The sequence below is a fragment of the Jiangella sp. DSM 45060 genome (genome assembly GCF_900105175.1).
Classification (GTDB): domain Bacteria; phylum Actinomycetota; class Actinomycetes; order Jiangellales; family Jiangellaceae; genus Jiangella.
The window spans coordinates 3,753,469-3,774,159 of the sequence record NZ_LT629771.1 but is presented as its reverse complement, the minus strand read 5'-3'; the positions used below and the strand labels follow the sequence as shown (position 1 = coordinate 3,774,159).

Annotated in this window: 22 protein-coding genes and 1 pseudogene; 12 read left to right on the top strand and 11 right to left on the bottom strand. The window is 72.4% G+C overall.

Going from position 1 to position 20,691, the window contains the following annotated elements:
* Positions 1 to 648: a heme-copper oxidase subunit III gene (locus BLU82_RS16980; protein WP_092622337.1), complete on the bottom strand. Its 648-nt coding sequence runs from the start codon at positions 646 to 648 to the stop codon at positions 1 to 3.
* 208 nt (positions 649 to 856) lie between these two features.
* On the opposite strand from BLU82_RS16980, the gene BLU82_RS16975 reads away from it, so the two are divergent.
* Positions 857 to 1,276, top strand: a complete 420-nt coding sequence (locus tag BLU82_RS16975; protein WP_092622336.1) for a hypothetical protein — start codon at positions 857 to 859, stop codon at positions 1,274 to 1,276.
* A complete protein-coding gene (gene trpD / locus BLU82_RS16970; protein WP_092622335.1) occupies positions 1,273 to 2,310 on the top strand; it encodes an anthranilate phosphoribosyltransferase in 1,038 nt (345 codons plus the stop codon). Before BLU82_RS16975 ends, trpD begins: the two co-directional genes overlap by 4 nt.
* Positions 2,311 to 2,759: 449 nt before the next feature.
* Here the strand turns inward: trpD and BLU82_RS16965 are convergent, their stop codons facing one another.
* A complete protein-coding gene (locus BLU82_RS16965) occupies positions 2,760 to 3,041 on the bottom strand; it encodes an Lrp/AsnC family transcriptional regulator (protein ID WP_053206009.1) in 282 nt (93 codons plus the stop codon).
* A 44-nt stretch (positions 3,042 to 3,085) separates the two neighbouring features.
* Positions 3,086 to 4,828, bottom strand: coding sequence for a DEDD exonuclease domain-containing protein (locus BLU82_RS16960; RefSeq protein WP_092622334.1), 1,743 nt, complete (start codon positions 4,826 to 4,828; stop codon positions 3,086 to 3,088).
* Positions 4,829 to 4,966: 138 nt separating this feature from the next.
* On the opposite strand from BLU82_RS16960, the gene BLU82_RS16955 reads away from it, so the two are divergent.
* From BLU82_RS16955 to BLU82_RS16940, 4 genes are all read left to right on the top strand, one after another.
* Positions 4,967 to 5,203: a hypothetical protein gene (locus BLU82_RS16955; RefSeq protein ID WP_053206007.1), complete on the top strand. Its 237-nt coding sequence runs from the start codon at positions 4,967 to 4,969 to the stop codon at positions 5,201 to 5,203.
* The gene (locus tag BLU82_RS16950; RefSeq protein ID WP_092622333.1) at positions 5,200 to 6,492 is read left to right on the top strand and encodes an NYN domain-containing protein; all 1,293 of its coding nucleotides are present in this window, start codon (positions 5,200 to 5,202) and stop codon (positions 6,490 to 6,492) included. The genes BLU82_RS16955 and BLU82_RS16950 overlap by 4 nt, the downstream gene beginning before the upstream one ends.
* A gap of 231 nt (positions 6,493 to 6,723) precedes the next feature.
* Positions 6,724 to 6,966, top strand: a complete 243-nt coding sequence (locus BLU82_RS16945) for a hypothetical protein (RefSeq protein ID WP_092622332.1) — start codon at positions 6,724 to 6,726, stop codon at positions 6,964 to 6,966.
* Between the two features lie 129 nt (positions 6,967 to 7,095).
* A complete protein-coding gene (locus tag BLU82_RS16940; RefSeq protein ID WP_157741068.1) occupies positions 7,096 to 8,076 on the top strand; it encodes an NlpC/P60 family protein in 981 nt (326 codons plus the stop codon).
* 177 nt (positions 8,077 to 8,253) lie between these two features.
* On the opposite strand, the gene BLU82_RS36000 is transcribed toward BLU82_RS16940, so the two are convergent.
* From BLU82_RS36000 to BLU82_RS16915, 6 genes are all read right to left on the bottom strand, one after another.
* Complete coding sequence (locus BLU82_RS36000; RefSeq protein ID WP_255367077.1) at positions 8,254 to 8,388, bottom strand: hypothetical protein; 135 nt, start codon at positions 8,386 to 8,388, stop codon at positions 8,254 to 8,256.
* A gap of 209 nt (positions 8,389 to 8,597) precedes the next feature.
* Positions 8,598 to 9,239, bottom strand: coding sequence for a response regulator transcription factor (locus BLU82_RS16935; protein WP_069115275.1), 642 nt, complete (start codon positions 9,237 to 9,239; stop codon positions 8,598 to 8,600).
* An 11-nt stretch (positions 9,240 to 9,250) separates the two neighbouring features.
* On the bottom strand, positions 9,251 to 10,777 hold the full coding sequence (locus BLU82_RS16930; RefSeq protein WP_083289285.1) for a histidine kinase: 1,527 nt from the start codon (positions 10,775 to 10,777) through the stop codon (positions 9,251 to 9,253).
* 285 nt (positions 10,778 to 11,062) lie between these two features.
* Positions 11,063 to 12,298, bottom strand: a complete 1,236-nt coding sequence (locus BLU82_RS16925; protein WP_092622330.1) for a serpin family protein — start codon at positions 12,296 to 12,298, stop codon at positions 11,063 to 11,065.
* Between the two features lie 21 nt (positions 12,299 to 12,319).
* Positions 12,320 to 13,612 carry a serpin family protein gene (locus BLU82_RS16920; protein WP_092622329.1) on the bottom strand — a complete coding sequence of 431 codons (1,293 nt, stop codon included), beginning with the start codon at positions 13,610 to 13,612 and terminating at the stop codon, positions 12,320 to 12,322.
* Positions 13,613 to 13,633: 21 nt separating this feature from the next.
* Positions 13,634 to 15,187 carry a cytochrome b N-terminal domain-containing protein gene (locus tag BLU82_RS16915; RefSeq protein ID WP_172885630.1) on the bottom strand — a complete coding sequence of 518 codons (1,554 nt, stop codon included), beginning with the start codon at positions 15,185 to 15,187 and terminating at the stop codon, positions 13,634 to 13,636.
* Positions 15,188 to 15,276: 89 nt separating this feature from the next.
* On the opposite strand from BLU82_RS16915, the gene BLU82_RS16910 reads away from it, so the two are divergent.
* The 5 genes and pseudogenes from BLU82_RS16910 to BLU82_RS35710 all read left to right on the top strand — a co-directional run bounded on the left by BLU82_RS16910 (position 15,277) and on the right by BLU82_RS35710 (position 18,601).
* The gene (locus BLU82_RS16910) at positions 15,277 to 15,660 is read left to right on the top strand and encodes a hypothetical protein (RefSeq protein WP_092622327.1); all 384 of its coding nucleotides are present in this window, start codon (positions 15,277 to 15,279) and stop codon (positions 15,658 to 15,660) included.
* A gap of 41 nt (positions 15,661 to 15,701) precedes the next feature.
* A complete protein-coding gene (locus BLU82_RS16905; protein WP_092622326.1) occupies positions 15,702 to 16,148 on the top strand; it encodes an SRPBCC family protein in 447 nt (148 codons plus the stop codon).
* The gene (locus BLU82_RS16900; protein WP_092622325.1) at positions 16,145 to 17,080 is read left to right on the top strand and encodes an ROK family glucokinase; all 936 of its coding nucleotides are present in this window, start codon (positions 16,145 to 16,147) and stop codon (positions 17,078 to 17,080) included. Before BLU82_RS16905 ends, BLU82_RS16900 begins: the two co-directional genes overlap by 4 nt.
* Entirely contained in the window at positions 17,077 to 17,754 is a 678-nt protein-coding gene (locus BLU82_RS16895) for an endonuclease/exonuclease/phosphatase family protein (protein ID WP_092622324.1), read from the top strand. The genes BLU82_RS16900 and BLU82_RS16895 overlap by 4 nt, the downstream gene beginning before the upstream one ends.
* A gap of 213 nt (positions 17,755 to 17,967) precedes the next feature.
* Positions 17,968 to 18,601, top strand: a pseudogene (locus BLU82_RS35710) (integrase core domain-containing protein).
* Here BLU82_RS35710 and BLU82_RS16885 read toward each other — a convergent pair.
* Together BLU82_RS16885 and BLU82_RS16880 are read right to left on the bottom strand one after the other, a co-directional pair.
* A complete protein-coding gene (locus BLU82_RS16885) occupies positions 18,598 to 19,095 on the bottom strand; it encodes a hypothetical protein (protein WP_092622323.1) in 498 nt (165 codons plus the stop codon). The pseudogene BLU82_RS35710 and the gene BLU82_RS16885 sit on opposite strands and share 4 nt — an antisense overlap.
* Positions 19,092 to 19,874, bottom strand: a complete 783-nt coding sequence (locus tag BLU82_RS16880; RefSeq protein ID WP_092622322.1) for a carboxylesterase — start codon at positions 19,872 to 19,874, stop codon at positions 19,092 to 19,094. Before BLU82_RS16880 ends, BLU82_RS16885 begins: the two co-directional genes overlap by 4 nt.
* A gap of 115 nt (positions 19,875 to 19,989) precedes the next feature.
* Between BLU82_RS16880 and BLU82_RS16875 the strand changes: the two genes are divergently transcribed.
* Positions 19,990 to 20,682 (top strand): 1-acyl-sn-glycerol-3-phosphate acyltransferase, encoded by a 693-nt coding sequence (locus BLU82_RS16875; RefSeq protein WP_092622321.1) that lies wholly within the window; start codon positions 19,990 to 19,992, stop codon positions 20,680 to 20,682.
* Positions 20,683 to 20,691: the final 9 nt, after the last annotated feature.

Below are 20,691 nucleotides of genomic sequence, written 5' to 3'. Positions count from 1 at the left end.
TCACTTGACCACGTAGATGGTGAGGAACAGGGCGATCCAGACGACGTCGACGAAGTGCCAGTAGTACGACACGACGATCGTGCTGGTGGCCTGCTCGTGGGTGAACCGGCGCGTCATGAAGGTGCGGCCGAGCAGGAACAGGAACGCGATGAGGCCGAGCGTGACGTGGAGGCCGTGGAACCCGGTGGCGAGGTAGAAGATGGAGCCGTACGGGTCGCTGGACAGCGTCAGGCCTTCGTGCATCGCCAGCTCGGCGTACTCGAACACCTGGCCGCCGATGAAGAAGGCGCCCATGAGGAACGTCAGCACGAACCACTCGCGCATGCCCCACTTGCCGACCTGCCACAGGCCGCCCAGGCGGCCCACCTGGCCTCGCTCGGCCCGCAACACGCCCAACTGGCAGGTGACCGAAGACAGCACCAGAACGGTGGTGTTCACCAGCGAGAAGGGGACGTTGAGCAGCTCGGACTGCTGTTCCCAGAGGGCAGGGGCGTTGGACCGGAGCGTGAAGTAGATCGCGAACAGGGCCGCGAAGAACATCAGCTCACTGGACAGCCACACGATCACCCCGACGGCGACGAGATTCGGTCGCTCGGGTTGCCGCGTGTGGGCAGCGTCGACGGCGGTTGCAGAAGCCACGCCCGTCATTATGTCGGTCGCACTTCGCGAGCACGACAGGACCCCGGGGTTGAGAGTTCCCGGCGTGTCCCTTCCATCCTGCGCGGTCGCGGAAAGTTAAGCAAGCCTTACCTGAGTGATCGGACGGCGGGACGGGCCTCGCCGCGCGGCGGGCGCGCACCGGTACCATCGTCTCGACCAGCCAGCCAGCCGAGAGATCCCAGCGAGGACCCGCAGGATGAGCAGCACCGAGCCGACCACGACGATCCTCGTCTACAGCGACGACCGCACCACGCGCGAGCAGGTGCGGCTGGCCATCGGCCGGCGTCCGGCCGCGGACCTGCCGAAGGTCGAGTTCGTCGAGGTCGCCACGCCAGCCGTCGTCATGCGGACGCTCGACGCCGGCGGCATCGACATCGCCGTGCTCGACGGCGAGGCCGTCCCGGCCGGCGGCATGGGCCTGGCGCGCACCATCAAGGAGGAGATCTACAACGCTCCGCCCGTGCTGGTGCTGATCGGCCGCCCGCAGGACGCCTGGCTGGCGACGTGGTCGCGGGCCGAGGCGGTCGTGTCCCACCCGCTCGACCCCATCGCCGTCGCGTCCGCCGTGGCCGGCCTCATGCGGCGCCGCACATCCGACGTCACCGCCACCTCATGAGCGAGACGCAGCAGACCTGGCCCGCCGTCCTGACGGCGCTGGTCGCGGGCGACGACCTCTCCACCGAGGCGGCCGCCTGGGCGATGGGCGAGATCATGCGCGGCGAGGCGACGCCGGTGCAGATCGCCGGGTTCGCGGTCGCGCTGCGCGCCAAGGGCGAGACGGTCACCGAGCTCGAGGGCCTGGTCCAGGCCATGTACGAGGTCGCGACGCCGTTCCCCGACCCCGGCCCCGCGCTGGACATCGTCGGCACCGGCGGCGACCGCGCGCACACCGTCAACATCTCCACCATGGCGGCCATCGCCGCGGCGGGGGCCGGTGCGCGCGTCGTCAAGCACGGCAACCGCGCGGCGTCGTCGCTGTGCGGGTCGGCCGACCTGCTGGAAGGGCTCGGCGTCCGGCTGGACCTCCCGGCGGCGCGGGTGGCCGAGATCGCCGTCGAGGCCGGCATCACGTTCTGCTTCGCCCCGGCGTTCCACCCGTCGCTGCGGCACGCGTCGACGGCGCGCGCCGAGCTGGGCATCCAGACGACGTTCAACATGCTCGGCCCGATGGCCAACCCGGCCCGGCCCAGCGCCCAGGCCGTCGGCGTGGCCGACGCGCGAGTGGCGGCGCTGATCGCCGGAGTGCTGGCCGGACGCGGCACCTCCGCCCTGGTCTTCCGCGGCGACGACGGCCTCGACGAGCTCACCACCACGACGACGTCGCGGGTGTGGGTCGTGCGCGACGGCGACGTGACGGAGGAGCGGTTCGACCCGACGTCGCTGGGCATCGCGCCGGTGCCGCCCGAGGCCCTGCGCGGCGGCGACGTCGCCTACAACGTCGGCGTGGCCCGGCGGTTCGTCGGCGGCGAGAAGGGTCCGGTGCGCGACGCGGTGCTGCTCAACGCCGCGGCGGGCCTGGCTGCGTACGACGCCCTCGACGCGTCGCTGACCGCCCGGCTGGCGGCGGGCCTGGAGAAGGCGACGGCCGCCATCGACTCCGGTGCGGCCGCGCGGGTGCTGGACCGCTGGGTGACGGCCGCCTCCGCCTGACGCCGGCCGCTTCTGGCGCCGGTGAGCCGGAACCACTGGTCAGCCGGATTTCCGCCGAGTCTGTCGGTGCCCGCCCCTAGGGTGGGCCCCACCCGGGCCGGGAGGGTCATGCCTACCACGGTCGACTGGTACGGGACACGCGCTCACGTCGGCTTGAACCGGCGAACGTGCGCGTCGGCTTGAACCGGCGGCCGCGCGCGTCGGCTTGAACCGGCGGCCGCGCGCGTCGGCTTGAACCGGCGAACGCGCTCGCCGGAATGAACCGGCGGACGCGCCGCGCCGACCACAAGCACGGCCGTCGAGGGCGCGAGCGCGGCGGAAGATCGGCGCGCACCGGACCGCGGCGCGAAAGCCGCCTCGCAACGAGGGCAGACCCACACGTCAGCCCCGGAGCGGCCGGCCGCGCGCCGGCGACCGGCCGCTGACCGGCTGTCCGGCGGCGGACCTCGTCAGTCCTCGGCGCCGAGGGCGAACGCGGCCTCGAGGTCGTGCTTGGAGTAGGTGCGGAAGGCGATGTGGGTCTCGGTGTTGAGCACGCCGTCGACCTTGTTGAGGCGGTCGGCGACGACCTCGGCGATGGCGTCGTGGGTGCGCACCCGGACCAGGGCGACGAGGTCGATGTCGCCGGTGACCGAGTAGACCTCGCTGACGCCGTCGAGGGCGGCGATCTCCGTCGCGACCTCCGGGATGCGCGCGACGTCGGCCTGAATGAACACGATGGCGGTGATCACGTGATGTCTCCTCGGGGTGTACCGGTACGGCGCCGACACTACCGCTAGCGCAGTGGCCGCAGGGGACGCCGGTCGGCGAACGGGCGGGCGGCGCGCTGATCGTCGTCGCGGGCGTCGGCGACGGCGGTGTAGGCGCCCGCGCCGGGCCAGGGGAGCGTCCAGACGCCGTCGACGCGGACCAGCCGGGTGCCGGGGGTCTCGAGCCAGCGCAGCACGCACTCCGTCTCCTCAGCGGTCGCGGCGGGCAGCGGCGACGGCGCCGGCTGCACCGTCTCGGCCGTCGCGACGAGGGCCTCGACGGCCGGGCGAGGGTCGACGCCGGGCGGGGTGACCTCGGCGCCGGCCAGCCGGCCGTGACGGACGACGTGCAGCTCCCACCCACCCACCTCACGTCGCCGCGCCGCCACCAGCTGCGGCACGGACGCCAGCGACGCCATGCGCTGCGATCGCACCAGCGACCGCACCAGCGTGGCCAGCCGGTCGCGCCGGACCGCGGCCTCCTCGTAGCGTTCCTGGCCGGCCAGCACCGTGATGCGCTCCAGCAGCCGGCGCACCAGCGGGCCGGGATCGCCGGTGAACGCCGTACGCACCTGGTCGACGTGCACCGCGTACTCCGCCGCCGACTCCGCCCCCGTGCACGGCGCGCCGCAACGGCCCATGTCGGCCAGGATGCACGCCGCCGACGACGGTGACGCGGACAGCCGCTGCGTGCACTGGCGGATCGGCACCGCCTCGTGGACCGCCGTCATGGCCGCCTCGGCGATGCGCCGCGACCCGAACGGCCCGAGGTAGGCCGAGCCGTCGTCGCGGACCTGCCGGACCAGCGACAGCCGCGGGAACGCCTCGACGGTGAGCTTGAGCCAGCTGCCGCGTTCGGGGAACCGCGACCGCCGGTTGTACCGGGGCTTGCGCTCGGCGATGAGCCGCAGCTCGCGGACCTCGGCCTCGAGCGGCGTGGCGCACTGGATGCCGGTGACGCCGGTGGCGATGGAGACCATCTCGGTCATCCGCGGCCGGGTCTCGGACGCCGTGAAGTAGGTGCGCACGCGGGTGCGCATGTCCTTGCTCTTGCCGACGTAGAGGGTCTCGCCGTCGGGCGCGGTGAACAGGTAGACGCCGGGCGCGTGCGGCAGCTGCTCGGACAGGTGCCGCTTCTGCCGCTGCGCCACCGTGACCTTGCTCTGCCAGAGCGCCAGCTCCTCGACGGTGTGCACGCCGACGTTGCCGAGCCGCTCGAGCAGCCCGTGCAGCACGTCGACCGTGGCCCGGGCGTCGGCCAGCGCCCGGTGGTTCGGCGTGGTGGAGGCGCGGAACAGCCGGGCCAGCGTGGACAGCTTGCAGTCGCGGGCCTCGTCGCGCGACAGCACCCGGCGGGCCAGCCGCGCGGTGTCGAGCACCTGGAACGTGGGCCAGAGGGTGCCGGTGACCTCGCACGCGGCCTTCAGGAACCCGACGTCGAACGGCGCGTTGTGTGCGACGAGGACGCTGCCGCGGGCGAACTCGAGGAAGGCCGGCAGCGCCGACTGGATGCGCGGCGCGCCGGCCACCATGTAGTCGGTGATGCCGGTGAGCACGGCGATGAACGGCGGGATGGACGACGCCGGGCGGACCAGCGTGTCGAACTCGCCGACGACCTCGCCGCCACGGACCTTCACGGCCCCGATCTCGGTGATCTCGTTGCCGTCGGGCCCGCCGCCCGTCGTCTCGAGGTCGACCACGACGAACGTGGTGGAGACCAGCGGCATGCCGATCTCGTCGAGCGTGCCCTGGATGGCCACGGCCGTCATGTCGCACCCCTCTCGGTCGGTCGGCCACCTGATGCGCACAGTAGGCACCGGCACTGACAATCTCCGGGCACGACCCGCCGTCGGACGGCCTACGCTGGGCGGGAACACGTCCGACGACCCGACGCCGAGGAGCAGCCCATGCCCGTTCCCCAGCCGTCCGAGACCACCCGGTGGCGCTGCGCGCAGTGCGGCAACCTGACCCGGTTCGACGTCGTGCGGTCCAGCCGCGTGCGCGAGTTCGTCCACGTCGACCTCGCCGGCGACCCGAAGGTCGAGGAGACCGACGTGCTCGCCGAGTCCGTCGAGCGGGTGGTCTGCCGGTGGTGCGGTGGTGAGGGAACGGTGGAGCTCGTCGCGCGCCCAGACTCCGCGTGAGCACGCTGCCCGACGCGGTGCGGTCGCGGCTGGTCGCACTGGGGTCGGACGTGCTGGGCGTGCTGCCCGCGGGCGACGTCCCGGCGGTGTTGCGGCCGGTCGCGAAGTTCGCGGCGGCCAAACGGGCCCGCCTCGGCGGCAGCGCCATCGCGTCGGCCCTCGACACCGAGCCGGGGTTTCGCCGCCGCGTCCTCGACGCCGCGTGCACCGCCGACCCCGCCCTCGCCAAGGCGCTGGAGTCGGGCACCGCGCCGGCCGCCGCCGACCCCGTCGACGTCGCCGTCCTCGCCTACCTGCTGCGGCCGGACGGCTGGGAGGCCATGGTCGAGACCGCCGCCGCCTCCGTCCGTCACGGCGACGACGCGGCCCGGCTCACCCGCGAGGCGGCCGCGGCCGAGCGGCTGCGCGAACAGCTCGACGCGGCCCGTGCGGCCACGCGGGAGCTGCGCACGACGATGCGGGCCGAGATCGACCGCGTCAAGGCCGAGAACACCATGCTGCGGCGGCGCATCCAGGAGACCCGCGAGCGGCTGAGTGAGGCCCGTCAGCAGGAACAGGACGAGCAGCAGGAGGCCGGCCGCGAGCTGTCCGACGCCCGCGCCGCCCTCCGCGCCGCCGAGACCGAGGTCCGCCGGCTGCGCACCCGCCTGTCCGACGCCGAGGCAGCCCTCGAGGCGGCCCGCCGCAGCGGACGGGCCGAACGCGGCCTCGGCACCGCCCGCCTGGCGCTCCTCCTGGACACCCTCGGCGACGCCGCGGCGGGGCTGCGCCGCGAGCTGGCGTTACCGGCCTCCACGCTGGCCCCCGCCGACACCGTCGAGGCGGTGGTCCCCGGCAGCCCTCTGGACGGCGGCGCGGTGGGCCGCGCCCGGGCGGCCGACGAGCCCGGCTACCTCGACGAGCTGCTGTCCCTGCCGCGCGTCCACCTCGTCGTCGACGGGTACAACGTCACCAAGGCCGCGTGGCCGACCATGCCGCTGGACGCCCAGCGGTCACGGCTCGCGCAGGGGCTCGCGGCGGTGTCGGCGCGGACGGGCGCCGAGGTCACCCTGGTCTTCGACGGGGCGGACGTGACGGTGCCGCCGCCGGTCGCGGGGACGGGGATCCGGGTCCGGTTCAGCCCGGTCGGGCAGACGGCGGACGAGCTGATCCGGCGCCTGGTGCGGGCCGAGCCGCAGGGCCGCCCCGTCATCGTCGTCTCGTCCGACCGCGAGGTCGCCGACGGCGTCCGCCGACCCGGCGTGCGCAGCGTCGAGGCGGTCGCGTTGATCGGCCTGCTCCGGCAGTAGACCGGCCTGGAGCGTGGCCGCCGATGGCTGGCGGATCACTGGTGTCCTGGGCCCACCAACCTGCCAGCCAGATGGTTCAGCGATCCTCACGAGCCGCAGAAATCACTCTGGTAACACGGGCCCCACCAGCGCAGACACCGGTCGCACACCGACTTTGTCGGACCCTGCCCCTAACGTTCTTGATCAGCGGGGAGGACGGCTCACCGCGAAGGCGCGAATGGGAGGGACGTCATGCACATCGACTGCGACCGTTGCGAGATGCGCGGCCTGGCGTGTTCTGACTGCGTGGTCTCGGTGCTCCTGGGGCCCATCGACACCGAGTTGGGTGGTGAGGAGCGCCAGGCGCTCGGTGTGCTCGCCGACGCGGGCCTGGTGCCGCCGTTGCGTCTGGTCGTGACAGAGAGTGACACCCCGGCGAGAAATTCGACCGAAACCCCCGCCAGGGATTTGCGGGAGGCGCGTGAGGCTGGCTAGGCTCCCGGCCCAGGTGCCTGTATCCCGCCCCGAGGAAGGACCAGAGTGCCTGAGCCAGGTGGTCACCCCCGCCGTCCGCGCCGCGCGCTTGTCGTGCTGTGCACCACCGCGGTCAGCGTCGCTGGGGGCATGGCCTTCATCAACCAGAGCAACGCCGACCCGAAGCCGACGATCTCCGAGGTCAGGGAACAGGTCGACAGCCTGTACCACCAGGCGGAGCAGGCGACGGAGCGGTACAACGCCGCCACTGACGAGCTCACCGAGGTGAAGCGCCGCATCGAGCGGGCGCAGGCGTCGGTCGAGCGGCAACAGGCGGCCGTCGACGCCGTGCGGGCGCAGATCGGCGCGTATGCCGCGGCCACGTACCGCTCCGGCGGCATCGTCGACCCCACCCTGCAGACGCTGCTGGCCGAGAGCCCCGAAGACTTCCTCGCGCAGTCGTCGGTCATGAACGCGTTCGCCGGCCAGCAGGCCGAGAGCCTGGCCAGCGCCGCCGACGTGAGCCGCAGCTACGAGACGGCTCGCCTCATGGCCGACGAAGAGCTGACCCGCCAGCAGGCCGTCGAGGCCACGCTGGAGACCGAGAAGGCGACCGTCGAAGGGCTGCTGGCCGACGCGCAGGAGATCCTCGACCAGCTCGAGGCCGAAGAGCTCGAGCAGCTGGAAGAGGACCGCGAGGAGAACGCCGAGATCCCCGACCGCGGCGAGGACGACGAGGCCGAGGAAGACGAGGACACCCCGACCGACCCGCCGCCGGTGTCCGGCCGCGCGGGCGTCGTGGTCGACTTCGCGTTGGCGCAGCTCGGCGAGCCCTATGAGTGGGGCGGCAACGGACCCGGCAGCTGGGACTGCTCCGGCCTGACGTCCGCCGCCTGGGCCGAGGCCGGGGTGAGCCTGCCGCGCTCGTCCGGCTCCCAGATCGGCGTCGGCACCCGCGTCTCGAAGAGCCAGCTCGAGCCCGGCGACCTCGTCTTCTACTACAGCCCCATCAGCCACGTCGGCATCTACATCGGTGGCGGCGAGATCGTGCACGCCACCCACCCGGGTGACGTCGTGAGCGTCGACGACGTCGACCTCATGCCGTTCGCGGGCGCCACCCGGCCGGGCTGACCGAGAACGACCCGAACGCGCCCAAGACCCCAGACGCAGCGAGAGCCGGGCGCCCCCACGGGCGTCCGGCTCTATTCGTTCCAGGCCAGAGGACCGGACGAGGCACCCGTGACGCCGTTGTCACGGGCGCTCGCTCCACCGGTTGCTCTCGCGGTGCAACCGCTGATCGATGCGACGTCAGCCGACGCTGATGGCGTGCGCCAACTGCCAGCTGATGAACCACGTGCCGGCCAGGATCACAGCGAACACGGCCAGCCGCATCAGAGCGCTCTCGATGCGTAGAGAACTCCGTTCCCGTAGTGCGTCACGCATGGTCGATCACCCCCGGACTTCTCAACCTCAAACCGGCAGGTCTATACCGGCCTACATCAAGGATGAGGTCAGATGACTTCGGGGTCGATGGAGCGAGCGTCTACTTACGTATCGACCGAACGGGGGACGTCCGTCACAGTCGGTGACTGCGCGTCACGGAGTGTCACAGGAACCGCCTCGATGTCACGGAAGCGCGTCCTGGTGTCACATTACCCCGGTTGCGCCTCTTCGCCATGGCTCAACAGCCCAGCTCGTACGGCGGCCATGATCGCCTGGGCCCGGTTGGACGCGTTGAGCTTGTCGTAGAGCTTCGAGACGTGGGTCTTCGTGGTCGACTCGCTGATGTACAGCTTGCGGGCGATGCTCGACACGCCGAGGCCGTCGGCGAGGAGGTCGAGTACCTCGCGCTCGCGCCGGGTCAGCTGCGGCCCGGTGGGGTGCAGGCGGCGCTGCATGGCCTCGGCCAGGCCGTCGGCGACGAAGGCGGACGGGGTGGCGGCGGCGTGGCGGGCTGCGGCGACGACGTCGTCGCTGGGGGAGCTCTTCGGCACGAACGCCGAGGCGCCCGCGTCGAGGGCGCCGAACAGGTGGTCGTCGCCGGCGTACATGGTGAGGATGACCAGGCCGATGTCGCCGCGGGTCTCCCGGAGCCGCTGAGCCAGCTCCAGGCCGCTGCCATCGGGCAGCCGGATGTCGATGACCGCCACCGTGGGCTGTGTGGCCTCAGCGAGCTTCGCCGCCTCTGCGACGGTGGCCGCCTCGCCGACCACGGTGAATCCGGCGTCTCGCTCGAAGGCGCGGCGCAGGCCTTGGCGGATGAGCTCATGGTCGTCCACGAGCATGACCGACATGGGCACGGTTGTTACCCCTCTCCAGAAACGTTGCCGAGGGATACGTCGACGACCGTACCGCTCTCGGGCCTGTCTGTGATCTCGAGCTTTGCGCCGACTCGCCGGGCCCGCTCGGCCATGATCTCCAGACCGTAGCGGCCACGTGGCTGCTCTCGCATGCCCATGCCGTCATCGACGACGCGAATCTGCGCGTTGGGCGGGCTGACCGCGACGGTCACCCACAGGTTCTTCGCCTTGGCGTGTTTGCGGACGTTGGTGATGGCCTCCTGGCCGATGCGCAGCAGCTCGGCCTCGACCTCGGGGCGCAGGCGATCGTGCTCTTCCTGGTGCACGAGGTGGACCTTCAGCCCGGCCTGGGCGCCCACCTGACGGGCGTAGGCCGACAGTGACGTGCCGAGGCCGCCGTCGTGGTCGAGGTCGCTGCGCAGGTCGAAGATCGAGTGCCGCAGGTTCGACAGGATGCGGGTGAGCTCCTGCCGCAGGGTGGTCGACAGCGACTTCGCGTCGGCGTCGGTGGTGCGCGCGATGAGGTCGTCGACGAGGTAGCCCAGCGAGGTCAGCTCCTGGGCGATGCCGTCGTGGATCTCGCGGGCCAGCCGGCGCCGCTCCTCGCGGGTGGCCAGTTCGCGCACCTCGTCGAAGAGCAGCGCGGTCTCCAGCCGCAGCGCGCCCTCGTCGGTGGACCCGACGAGCACCTGCAGCTCGTCGGACGAGACCTGGTCGGGCACGTCGGCGACGATGACGCCCATGGTGCGCGACCCGACCCGCAGCGGCAGCACGACGCGGTAGCCGCGGCGGCCGTTGGGGGTCCAGGCGGGTGTCTCGCTGCTCCACGCCTCGAGGACGACGGGGTCGCGCTCGGCGCCGAGCAGCCAGCCGTCGTCCTCGCCGCGGTGGGCGAGCGGGAACAGGTTGCCGCCCTCGCGCCGCACCAGCAGCGCGGCCCGGCGAACGGCGAGCGGCCCGGCGACGTTGTCGAGCAGGCCCTCCGCCAGCGTGCCCGGGTCGAGGCCGACGGAGAGCCGGCGCGACACCACCCGCAGCTCGGACAGCAGCCGGTACGCGGCGGCGTAGCGTCCGCCGTCGGCGACCTGGATGCTGTCGAGCCGCAGCACCCACGCGCCGATGGCGCCGGTGGCGAAGATGATGACGACCCAGACGGAGACGCTGCCGAACGTGGGCAGCTCGATCAGGTTGCCGCCGGCCAGTACGTTGCCGATGGCCAGGCCGATCGCGCCGGTGAGCGTGGTGATGGCGGTGCCCATGATGCTGCCGGCCAGCCCGGCGGCGAACGCCGGCACCAGCAGGTAGGGCAGGGCGAGGTAGGCCTCGGGCAGCCCGAGTCCGACGATGATCGACGCGAGCGCCATCTCCGCGGCCACGCGCACGCGGGTGCGCGGCAGGATGCGCTCGGAGATGGCCGCCGCCAGCGCGACGAGGGCGAGTGCGCCCAGCCACCACCAGTCGGTGACGACGCTGCGGGCCGACCCGGTCAGGGCGATGACGAGTGCGAGCATGCCGGGGCGCGCGACGGCCACGCCATGCCAATGACGCTGGACGGAATCGGGGGCCCACACACTCACAGGCGGCAGTTTGCCGTAAAACTTCGATCCACGAGTTCCGAATCGCGGCATGTGCCCGTAGTTCGAGATGGCAAAAACGTGATCCGGGCCACAGGGCCGTCCGTCACTGGCAGTGACGGGTCGGAAACTGACTGTGACGCTGTGACGCCGCCTTCGCTTCGGGTCGCGCACCCGCCGGAAGTACGTTATAGGCGCGATTCGGGCAGTGCCATTCCGCCGTCGAAACGGACATCGCGGCCGTCAGCCGCGCGGGTCGGCGACGGTACCGAGGAACAGGATCGTCCCGGTCTGGCTGTCGGAGATGGTGAACGCGAACGGCCGGTCCACGCGGAACCCACTGCCCGCCGACTCCGCCATCATCCCGCCGGTGACGGCGGCCGCCTCGGTGCCGGCCTCGTCGACCCATAGGTAGGTCTTCTGCACGACGGTGGCCAGAAACGGGTTCTCCGGCGACATCGGTGTGAAGTCACCCCCGCCGAACGCGTCGTGCATGCCGAGGGCGCGGAGCGGCTCGTTGAGGTTCGCTTTCCATTCCAGCTCGAAGCGGGGCAGCGCCAGCTCGCTCACGTGTTGCTCCCGCAGCTCGCCGACGGCGGCGGCCCACTCGGTGGCGTCGAGCGACGCCAGTAGGTCCGGAAGCGCGCTGTCGTCGTCGGGAAGCAGGATCTCCATGGCGTAGCGCTCGTCCTCGCCGTAGGGGAGCCGCAGCATGGAGTAGCCGTCGCGCTGAGCCAGCGACAGGGAGGTCGAGGGGAGATGCATGATCGGCACCGTCACCGTGGTGCCGTCGGCCAGCCGGAAGCCGCCGTCGCGGGTGTCCTCGGGGTCGAACTGAGTGGTCCAGGTGCCGAGGAAGTAGACCGCGTTCAGCAGCACGAGGACGGCGTCGCCGCTCGGCAGGCCGAGGTCGGCGGCGATGTCGTCGATGCGGTCCTCCGTCTGCTCGCGGACCCAGGCGTCGATCTCGTCGGCGGTGTCCTGCGAGGCGAGGTCGGCCTCGTCGACGGTGGCGCCGAAGGAGTCGCGGGCGAACGCGAGGTAGCTGTCGGTGAACGGATAGCCGTCGCGTGCCCACAGGGCGTTGGCGACGGAGAGCGTGACGTCGTCGGTGTCGGCCAGCTCGCGCAGCAGCGCGCCGACCCGGACGTCGCGGGAGTCCTCCAGGTGCAGGACTGCGGCCATCTCGTCCGCCGTCGGCCCGCCGGCCCCGGCCAGCACCATGGCCAGCAGCGCGGCCGCGGACACCGGCGACGTGACGATGTTCTCGGTGCCGTCGCCGACCTGGGCCACCAGGTCGAAACCGAACTGGTTGACTGACGCGCCGACGGCGCCGGCGTCGGCCGGGTCGAGGTCGGCCACCAGCCGCAGCGACGCGGGGCCGCCGGTGGGCCGCGTGTCCGGTGCGGTGGCCGTACCGCAGGCCGTGGCCAGGATCCCGCCGGCCAGCAGGCCAGCGATCAACCGGGTGTACGACATGTCGCCCCCAACCGTGGTGCCTCAGCCGCGCGGGTCGGTCACCGCCCCGAGGAAGACGATGGCGCCGGTCTGGCTGTCGGAGATGGTGAACGCGAACGGACGGTCGGCGCGGAAGCTCTGGCCGGCCGAGCTGCGGGTGACGCCGCCGGTGACGGCCGCGGCCTCGGTGCCGGCTTCGTCGACCCGGATGTAGGTCTTGTGCACGACGGTGTCGAGCGCCTGCGGGTAGGCCGACATCGGCCGGAAGTCGGCGTTCTGGAAGGCGGGGCCCATGCCGAGCGCCGTCAGCGCGTCGCCGAGGTCGGCGTCCCATTCGAGCTCGAACTTCGGCACCGCGACGGTCTGCAGCTCCAGTGGCGCCAGCGCGCCCACGGCGGCCGACCACTCGGCGGCGTCGAGGGACGACAGCAGCCGCGGCAGGCCGGCGGGGTCGTCGGGCAGCAGGATCTCCATGCCGTAGCGGCCGTCGGCGCCGTAGGGCAGCCGCAGCATGGAATAGCCGTCGCGCTGGACGAACGGCAGTGTCTGCTCGCGCAGGAACATCAGCGGCACGTCGGCGGTACTCGCGTCGGGCAGCGTGAACGCCTGCGTCTGGGTGTCGGCGGGGTCGAACTGCGTGGTCCACGTGCCGAGGAAGTGCACCGCGTTGACCAGCACCAGCGCCGCCTCGGGGTCGGGCAGGCCGAGGTCGGCGGCGATGCCGTCGATGCGGTCCTCGGTGGCGTCGCGCACCCAGGCGTCGATGTCGTCGGCGGTGTCCTGCGACCCGAGGTCGGCTTCGTCGATGGTCGCGCCGAAGGAGTCGCGGACGAAGGACAGGTAGTCGGCCTCGAACGGCACGCCCTGCTGCGTCCACAGCGCGTTGGCCGGCGCCAGCGTGACGTCGGTGGTGTCGGCCAGCTGGTCCAGCAGGGCACCGACCCGGACGTCACGCGGGTCGTCGAGGTGCAGGGTGCCCGCCATGGCGGAGGCGGTGTCGCCGCCGGCTCCGGCCAGCACCATGGCCAGCAGCGACGCCACCGAGACGGGGGAGGTGACGGTGTTCTGGGTGCCGTCGCTCAGCTGGCCGAGCAGGTCGAAGCCGAACTGGTTGACCGATGCCGCGACGGTGCCGGCGTCGGCGGGCGCGAGGTCGGCGACGACGTCGATGCGCGGCGCCGGCCCCGGATCGGCGGCCGGCGCCTCGGTGGACGGGGCGCCGGCCGCGGGGGTGCCGGTGGATGTGTCGTCAGTCCCGTGGTCGGCCGCGGAACCGCAGCCGGCCAGCAGCAACGCGCCGGCGAGCACCGCGCCGGCCACGCGGGGCAGGGACATGAGCGCACCTCCGGGGACGAGTCAACCATGCTCCTTCACTTGGACGTCGCCGGAGACGGGTCGGTTGCCGGGAAGATCGGCGAAGTAGAACCGCGACGCGAGCGCCCGGGGCCGGTCGGCTCGGTAGCGCGGGTTCGGGACGCCGTGCTCGTCGGAGGCCGCGACGGCGCCGGCCGGCACCAGTGCCTCGTGCGGCGCCCGCCGCTGCGCCTCCTGAGCCGTCAGCGGCCGGTGCAGCTCGCTGAACCCGCCCTCGGGACTGACGACGACGATGCCGGTGGCGTGCCCGTGCCGCAGCTCGTCCAGGTCGCGCAGCCGCAGCCCCAGCAGGATCCGCTTCGTCACCCAGAACGCCAGCGGCGGCACGACGACGACGGCCACCTGCAGGAACCGGACCAGCGGGTCGAGCGGGACGTGCAGCAGCGTGGCGACGACATCGGTGGCGCCGGCGATCCACAGCACCAGGTAGAACGCGACGAACGCCGCCACCAGCGCGGTGCGCACCGGCAGGTCGCGGGGCCGGTCGAGGACGTCGGGGTCGCGGCGGTCGCGGGTGGCCCACTGCTCGAACCACGGGTACAGCGCGAGCGTCCCCAGCAGCACCCCGGGCAGCACCATGACCGGGATCAGGACGCTCAGCGTCAGCGTGTAGCCGAACACGTCCACCTCCCACGGAGGCATCAGCCGCACCGCGCCGTCGAGGAACCCGAGATACCACGGCGGACGGCTGCCGGCCGGCGCCTGCGAGGCGTCGAACGGCCCCCACAGCCAGACCGGGTTGACCTGCACGAGCGCCGACATCGCGACGATCGCGCCGGAGACCACCAGCGCCAGCCCGCCCATGCGGACGGCGTACCGCCGCGGCGGGTCGCCGTCGGCCGGCGGCGCGGCACGCCAGCGCCGGTACGCCAGCAGCGCCCAGGCGGCGCCCAGGCCCACGATCAGCACCGGGAGCACCCACACGTGCACAGTGTTCAGCCGGCCGATGATCTGGTCGCCGGGGAACTCGTCGCCGAACACCAGCCACGACAGCCAGGTGCCCACGACCGGCGTGGCCAGCAGGTACCCCTCGGTGACCCGCAGGCCGGTGCCGGACTGCAGGTCGTCCGGCAGCGAGTGGCCGAGGTACGCCTCGGCGATGCTCAGCACCAGCAGCGCCAGCAGGATCAGCCAGACGAGGCGGCGGTAGCCGCGGAACGCGCCGGCCAGGAACACCCGCAGCAGGTGCGCCGACAGCGCCGCGATGAACACCAGCGACGCCCAGTGGTGCACCTGGCGGACCAGCAGGCCGCCCGGCACCTCCATCGAGATGCGCACCGTCGACGCGTACGCCTCGGACATCGTCACGCCGCGCAGCGGCGCGTAGTCGCCGGCGTAGACGACCGGCCGCATGGACGGCTCGAACCAGAACGCCAGCAGCATTCCGGACACCAGCACCAGCAGGAAGCTGACCACGGCCAGCGGGACGAACAGGTCCGTCCACCGCCGCGGGCCGCGGATCCGGGCCGGTCGTCCGTGCCGGTCGGCCAGGCCGACCACCGCGGTGACCAGCCGGTGTCTCGTCAGGTCGGGCATGTCGCACTCCTCGCGATCGCTCCTACTACTAGGACCGATGCGCGGCACGGATTGTGACATGACCTCCATCACGTCCGTAGGCTGCGCTGATGGCCCCGGCGATCGATCTCATGGACGACACGTTCGTGGTCGCCGAGCGGGCCGAGCTGGCCGCGTACGTCCGCGACCCCGCCGTCGCGCGCGCCTGGTGGCCGCGGCTGACGCTCGCCGTCCAGCAGGACCGCGGCCTCGAGGGCGTCCGCTGGACGATCGGCGGCGAGCTGGCCGGCAGCACCGAGCTGTGGCTGGAACGGTACGGCGACGGCGTCCTGGTGCACTGGTTCCTGCGCGCCGACCCGACGTCGCCGCGGGCCCGGCCGGAGCGCCTGGCCCGCCGGTACACCGTCGCCTTCAAGACGCGCGTCCACGAGCTGAAGGACCGGCTGGAGCACGGACGACCGGCCGGCGTGCCGCGGCTGCCGCCGGCTCGATAGTCTGCGATCTCCGCCGTCCGGCTGATGGGACACTTTCACACATGGCTGCGCAGACCACGTCGAGCATCGTCGTCGCCGCGACCCCGGCCGCGATCATGGCCGTGATCGCCGACCTCGAGGCGTACCCGGAATGGACCGCGTCGGTGCGCGAGGTCGAGGTGCTGACGGTCTACGAGGACACCGGGCGGCCGGGCGAGGCGAAGTTCGTCCTCGACGCCGGCCCCATCAAGGACCGCTACACGCTGTCCTACGAGTGGGACGGCGACGACGAGGTCCGGTGGACGCTGGTCGAGGGCGGGCTGATCCGCGAGCTGGACGGCTCGTACGCGCTGGCCGCCGTCGACGACGCGAGCACCGAGGTGACATACCAGCTGACGGTCGACGTCTCGATCCCGATGCTCGGGCTGATGAAGCGCAAGGCGGAGAAGGTCATCATCGACACGGCTCTGAAAGAGCTGAAGAAGCGGGTCGAGGGAGTGAACGAGTGAGCCTCACCATCGGGGTCGATGTCGGCGGCACCAAGATCGCGGCCGGTGTCGTGGACGAGAAGGGCGTCATCGGGGCGCGGGCACGGCGCGAGACGCCGTCGCACGATCCAGGTGCGATCGTCGAGACGATCATCGACGTGACCAAGGAGCTGGCCGCTCAGCACGACGTCGACGCCGTCGGGGTCGGGTCGGCCGGGTTCGTCGACTCCGCCCGTTCCCGGGTGCTGTTCGCGCCGAACCTCGCCTGGCGCGACATCCCGGTCCGCGACCAGGTCGCCACGGCGACCGGCCTGCCGACCGTCGTCGAGAACGACGCCAACGCGGCCGCCTGGGGCGAGTTCCGCTTCGGCGCCGCCGAGGACGTCGACGACATGATCCTGCTGACCATCGGCACCGGCGTCGGCGGCGGCGTGGTGCTCGACGGCAAGATCTACCGCGGCGCGCACGGCATCGCGGCCGAGCTCGGGCACATGCGGCTGGTCCCCGACGGCCACCTCTGCGGCTGCGGGCTGCGCGGCTGCATCGAGGCGTACGCCAGCGGCACCGCGCTGGTCCGCGAGGCGCGCGAGGCGGCCAGCCTGCCGTCGGCCGAGCGGCTGCTCGAGCGGGCCGGCGGCGACGTCCAGCGCATCACCGGCCCCATGGTCACCGAGCTGGCCCAGGCCGGCGACGAGCTGTCGATCGTGCTGATCGCGGAGGTCGGGCGCTGGCTGGGCGAGGCGATGGGCTCGTTCACGGCGGTTTTCGACCCGGCGACGTTCGTCATCGGCGGCGGCGTGTCCGCGGCCGGCGACCTCCTGCTCCGCCCGGCCGTCGAGGCGCTGCGCAAGAACACCACCGGCGCCGGTCACCGGCCGGAGCCGGAGGTGCGGGTGGCGACGCTCGGCAACGACGCCGGCGTCATCGGCGCGGCCGACCTCGCCCGGGTGTGACCGGCGTCGAGCTGCGGGTCGTCAGCTACAACGTCCGCGGGCTGCGCGACGACGGCGCCGCCGTCGCGCGGGTGCTGCGGGAGCTGGACCCGGATGTGGTCTTCATCCAGGAGCTGCCCCGGGTCGTGCTGTGGCGCGGCCGGGCGGCGTCGTTCGCCCGCCGGGCCGACCTGCTGTACGCGGCCGGCGGCGGCTCCACCGGCGGGACGGCGCTGTTCACGGCCGTCCGGGTGGACCTGCGCGAGGTGCAGGAGCACCGGCTGCGGCGCACGCCCGGCCTGACCCGCCGCGGCCTGGTGCTGGCCCGCCTGGAGAAGGACGGCGTCGCGTTCGGGGCCGGCTCGCTGCACCTCGGCCTGGACGCCGGTGAGCGGGCCCGGCACCTGACCGACCTCACCGGCCTGGTCAACCGCCTCGACCTGCCGGTGACGGTGCTCGGCGGTGGCCTCAACGAGCCGCCCGAGGCGTCGACGTGGACCCGGCTGGCCTCGCAGTACGCCGACGCGGGCGCGTCGGACCCGACGCCGACGTACTCGGTGGCGCGGCCGCGGCGCCGCGTTGACGGCATCTTCGTCCGCGGCGCCGAGGTGACCTCCTACCGCGTCGTCGACACCCCGGACGTGCGCGCGGCCAGCGACCACTTCCCGGTGGTGGCGGAGCTGCTGCTCAGGTGACCGGCCGCTGGGTCCGCGGGGCCGGGGAGGGTTGGGTTCGCGGGGTTGACCTGAGCGCCAACCGTTGGCCCTGATGTCAACCCGCGGACATGGTTGTCGGGCCGCGGGGGCGCTCTCGGTGTGCCCGGGCGTCAGGTGGGTGGCGCGGCCTGCGACGACTTCCCGGTGGTGGCGGAGCTGACGCTGCCGCGCTAGATGTGATGTCCAGGCAGGTTGTGCGATCGGTTACGGCGTTGTGGTAGATGGGTGAAGGCCTCCCGGTTGTGGAGTGGAGCTGTCGAGGAACCGCTTCACTTCCGAGGAGGCCTTCGAGACGAGGGGCTGGCGGGGATGGCCGATCGATCCTCGGCCCGGCACACCCAGCACGCCAGGACACCGGCCCCGGTGGTGCGCAAGATCGTGCACCTGCGGTGGAAGCAGCGGCTCGGGACGGTCCCGATCGCCGCGAAGCTCAACATGGCGGCATCGACCGTGCATGCGGTGCTGAGGCGGTGCCGGCTCTCCCACATCGACCGGGTGAGCGGCGAACCAGCTCGCAGGTATGAGCGTGAGCAGCCGGGCGAGTTGATCCATGTCGATGTCACCAAGTTCGGGAACATCCCCGACGGCGGCGGGTGGCGCTACCTCGGTCGACAGCGAGGTGACCGGAACCGCCGACCGCGGTATCACCATCGAGCGGGTCCTGTCCGACAGCTGGGCCTACAAGAAGCTCTACCGCTCAGAGCACGCCCGCCGAGCCGCACTGCCAGGATGGCTGCACCAGTACAACCACCACAGGCCCCACTCAGCCCTCGGTGGCCTTCCACCCATCAGCCGGTTGGACAACCTGCCTGGACATCACAGCTAGATGACGGCGCCGTCGTCGGGGTCGTTGGGGTGGTGGCCGCGCATGCGGGCGACCAGTGTGACGAAGCCGGCGACGAACGCGACGACGGCGAGGAAGACGATCTCGTCGGACGGGCGCCAGGACATGATCGCGACGATGATCAGCGCGATCGGCGGCACGATGACTCCGGCCCAGGCCAGTTGCTGGACGCGGTCGCCGCGGGGGATCGGGGCCGGCGGCGGCGGGACGAAATGGTTGGCCGCCTCCTCGGCGGCGGCGTCGTCGATGCCGGGCGCGGGCGCCGCCGGATCGGGATCGGGACCGGGGCCGCCCCGCCCACCGGCCAGCGGGCCGAGCGTGACGGAGGCGTCGCGGAAGTCGTCGGGGCGCGGCTCGTCGAGACGTTCGTCCGGGCCCAGCTCCTCGGCCGCGGGCCACGGCTGGTCGCCGTCGCTGGGGGAGGCGTGGAACGAGTCGATCAGCTCGGCCCAGGTCTGGTCGTCGTCTCGGCTCATCGCGGCAGGCCCCGGTTCCTCTTCGATGTCACTCGTTCGACGAACGCCGCGGCGCCGGAGAAGATTTCCGGCGCGTCGTAATCGAGGGTGGCGACGTGGTAGCTGCGGCGCAGGACGACCTCGGCGACATCGGTGGACGAGACGCCGGAGAGGATGACCGGCGCGCTGGTGGCGTCGACGACGTGGTCGTCGGCGCTGCGGTAGAGCAGCAGCGGCTGGGTGATCATGGCGAGGTCGCGGCGGACCAGCTGCCACAGCTTCGTCTGCGACCACAGCGCCTGCAGCGGGGTGCGGTCGTAGGCCCGCTCGTCCTGCCCGGGCATCGCGATGTCGCCGGACAACCCCGCCACGGACGGGCGCATCAGCCGCAGCAGCGGCAGCGCCAGCAGCCGCTTGTCGGCGCTGGTGACGACCGGGTTGACCAGGACGAGCCCCTGCACCAGCGGGCCGTGCTCCTGGGCCAGCCGCAGCGCCAGGCAGCCGCCCATCGACAGGCCGGCGACGACGACCTGCTCGCACCGCTCGGCGAGGTCGAGCAGCGACCGCTCGACCCGGCGGTACCAGTCGGGCCAGCCGGTGACGTTGAGGTCCTGCCAGGTGGTGCCGTGGCCGGGCAGCCGCGGCAGCTCGACGCTGTAGCCGAGCCCGGCCAGCTGCTCGGCCCAGGGGCGCAGGGAGGCCGGCGAGCCGGTGAAGCCGTGGCAGAGCAGCACGCCGACGGGGCCGCCGTCGTGCCGGTACGGCTCGATCGAGTCGACCGCCTCGCCCTCAGAGAGCATCGCGTCCCTCCCTTTCCCGCGCCGGCCCTCGCAACCAGCATCGTCGCATGCGCCCGATCCGGCCGCGCGGGCGAGGCCCGTCGTCCGCCGCGCGCTTTGGCGGTAGTGTTCCGACGTGTTCTATTGGCTGATGAAGAGCGTCTTCCTCGGGCCGATCCTGCGGTTGATCTATCGGCCCTGGGCCGAGGGTGTGGAGCACGTCCCCGCCGAGGGCGGCGCGATCCTCGCGGGCAACCACCTCACCGTCGTCGACTCCTTCTTCATGCCGCTCGTTCTCGACCGTAAGGTCAGTTTCCTCGCCAAGAGCGACTATTTCACCGAACGCGGTGTCAAAGGGTGGTTCAAGCGCGTGTTCTTCGGCGGGATGGGCAACGTCCCGGTCGACCGCTCCGGCGGGCGGGCCAGCGAGGCGGCGCTGCGCACGGCCGTCCAGATCCTCGAGGGCGGCGACCTCCTCGGCATCTACCCCGAGGGCACCCGCTCACCCGACGGCCGGCTCTACCGCGGCAAGACCGGCGTCGCCCGCATGGCGCTGGAGGCCCGCGTCCCCGTCGTCCCGGTGGCGATGATCGGGACGGCGGAGATGCAGCCGGCCGGACGGGTCATCCCCAAGCGCATGCGCCCGGGCATCAAGTTCGGCCCGCCGCTGGATTTCAGCCGCTACTACGGCATGGAGACCGACCGCCACGTGCTGCGGTCGGTCACCGACGAGATCATGTACGCGCTGATGGAGCTGTCCGGCCAGGAGTACGTCGACGTCTACGCGGCGACGGTGAAGGCGCGGGCCGCCGAGGCGAAGGACGCCTGACGCCGCCGG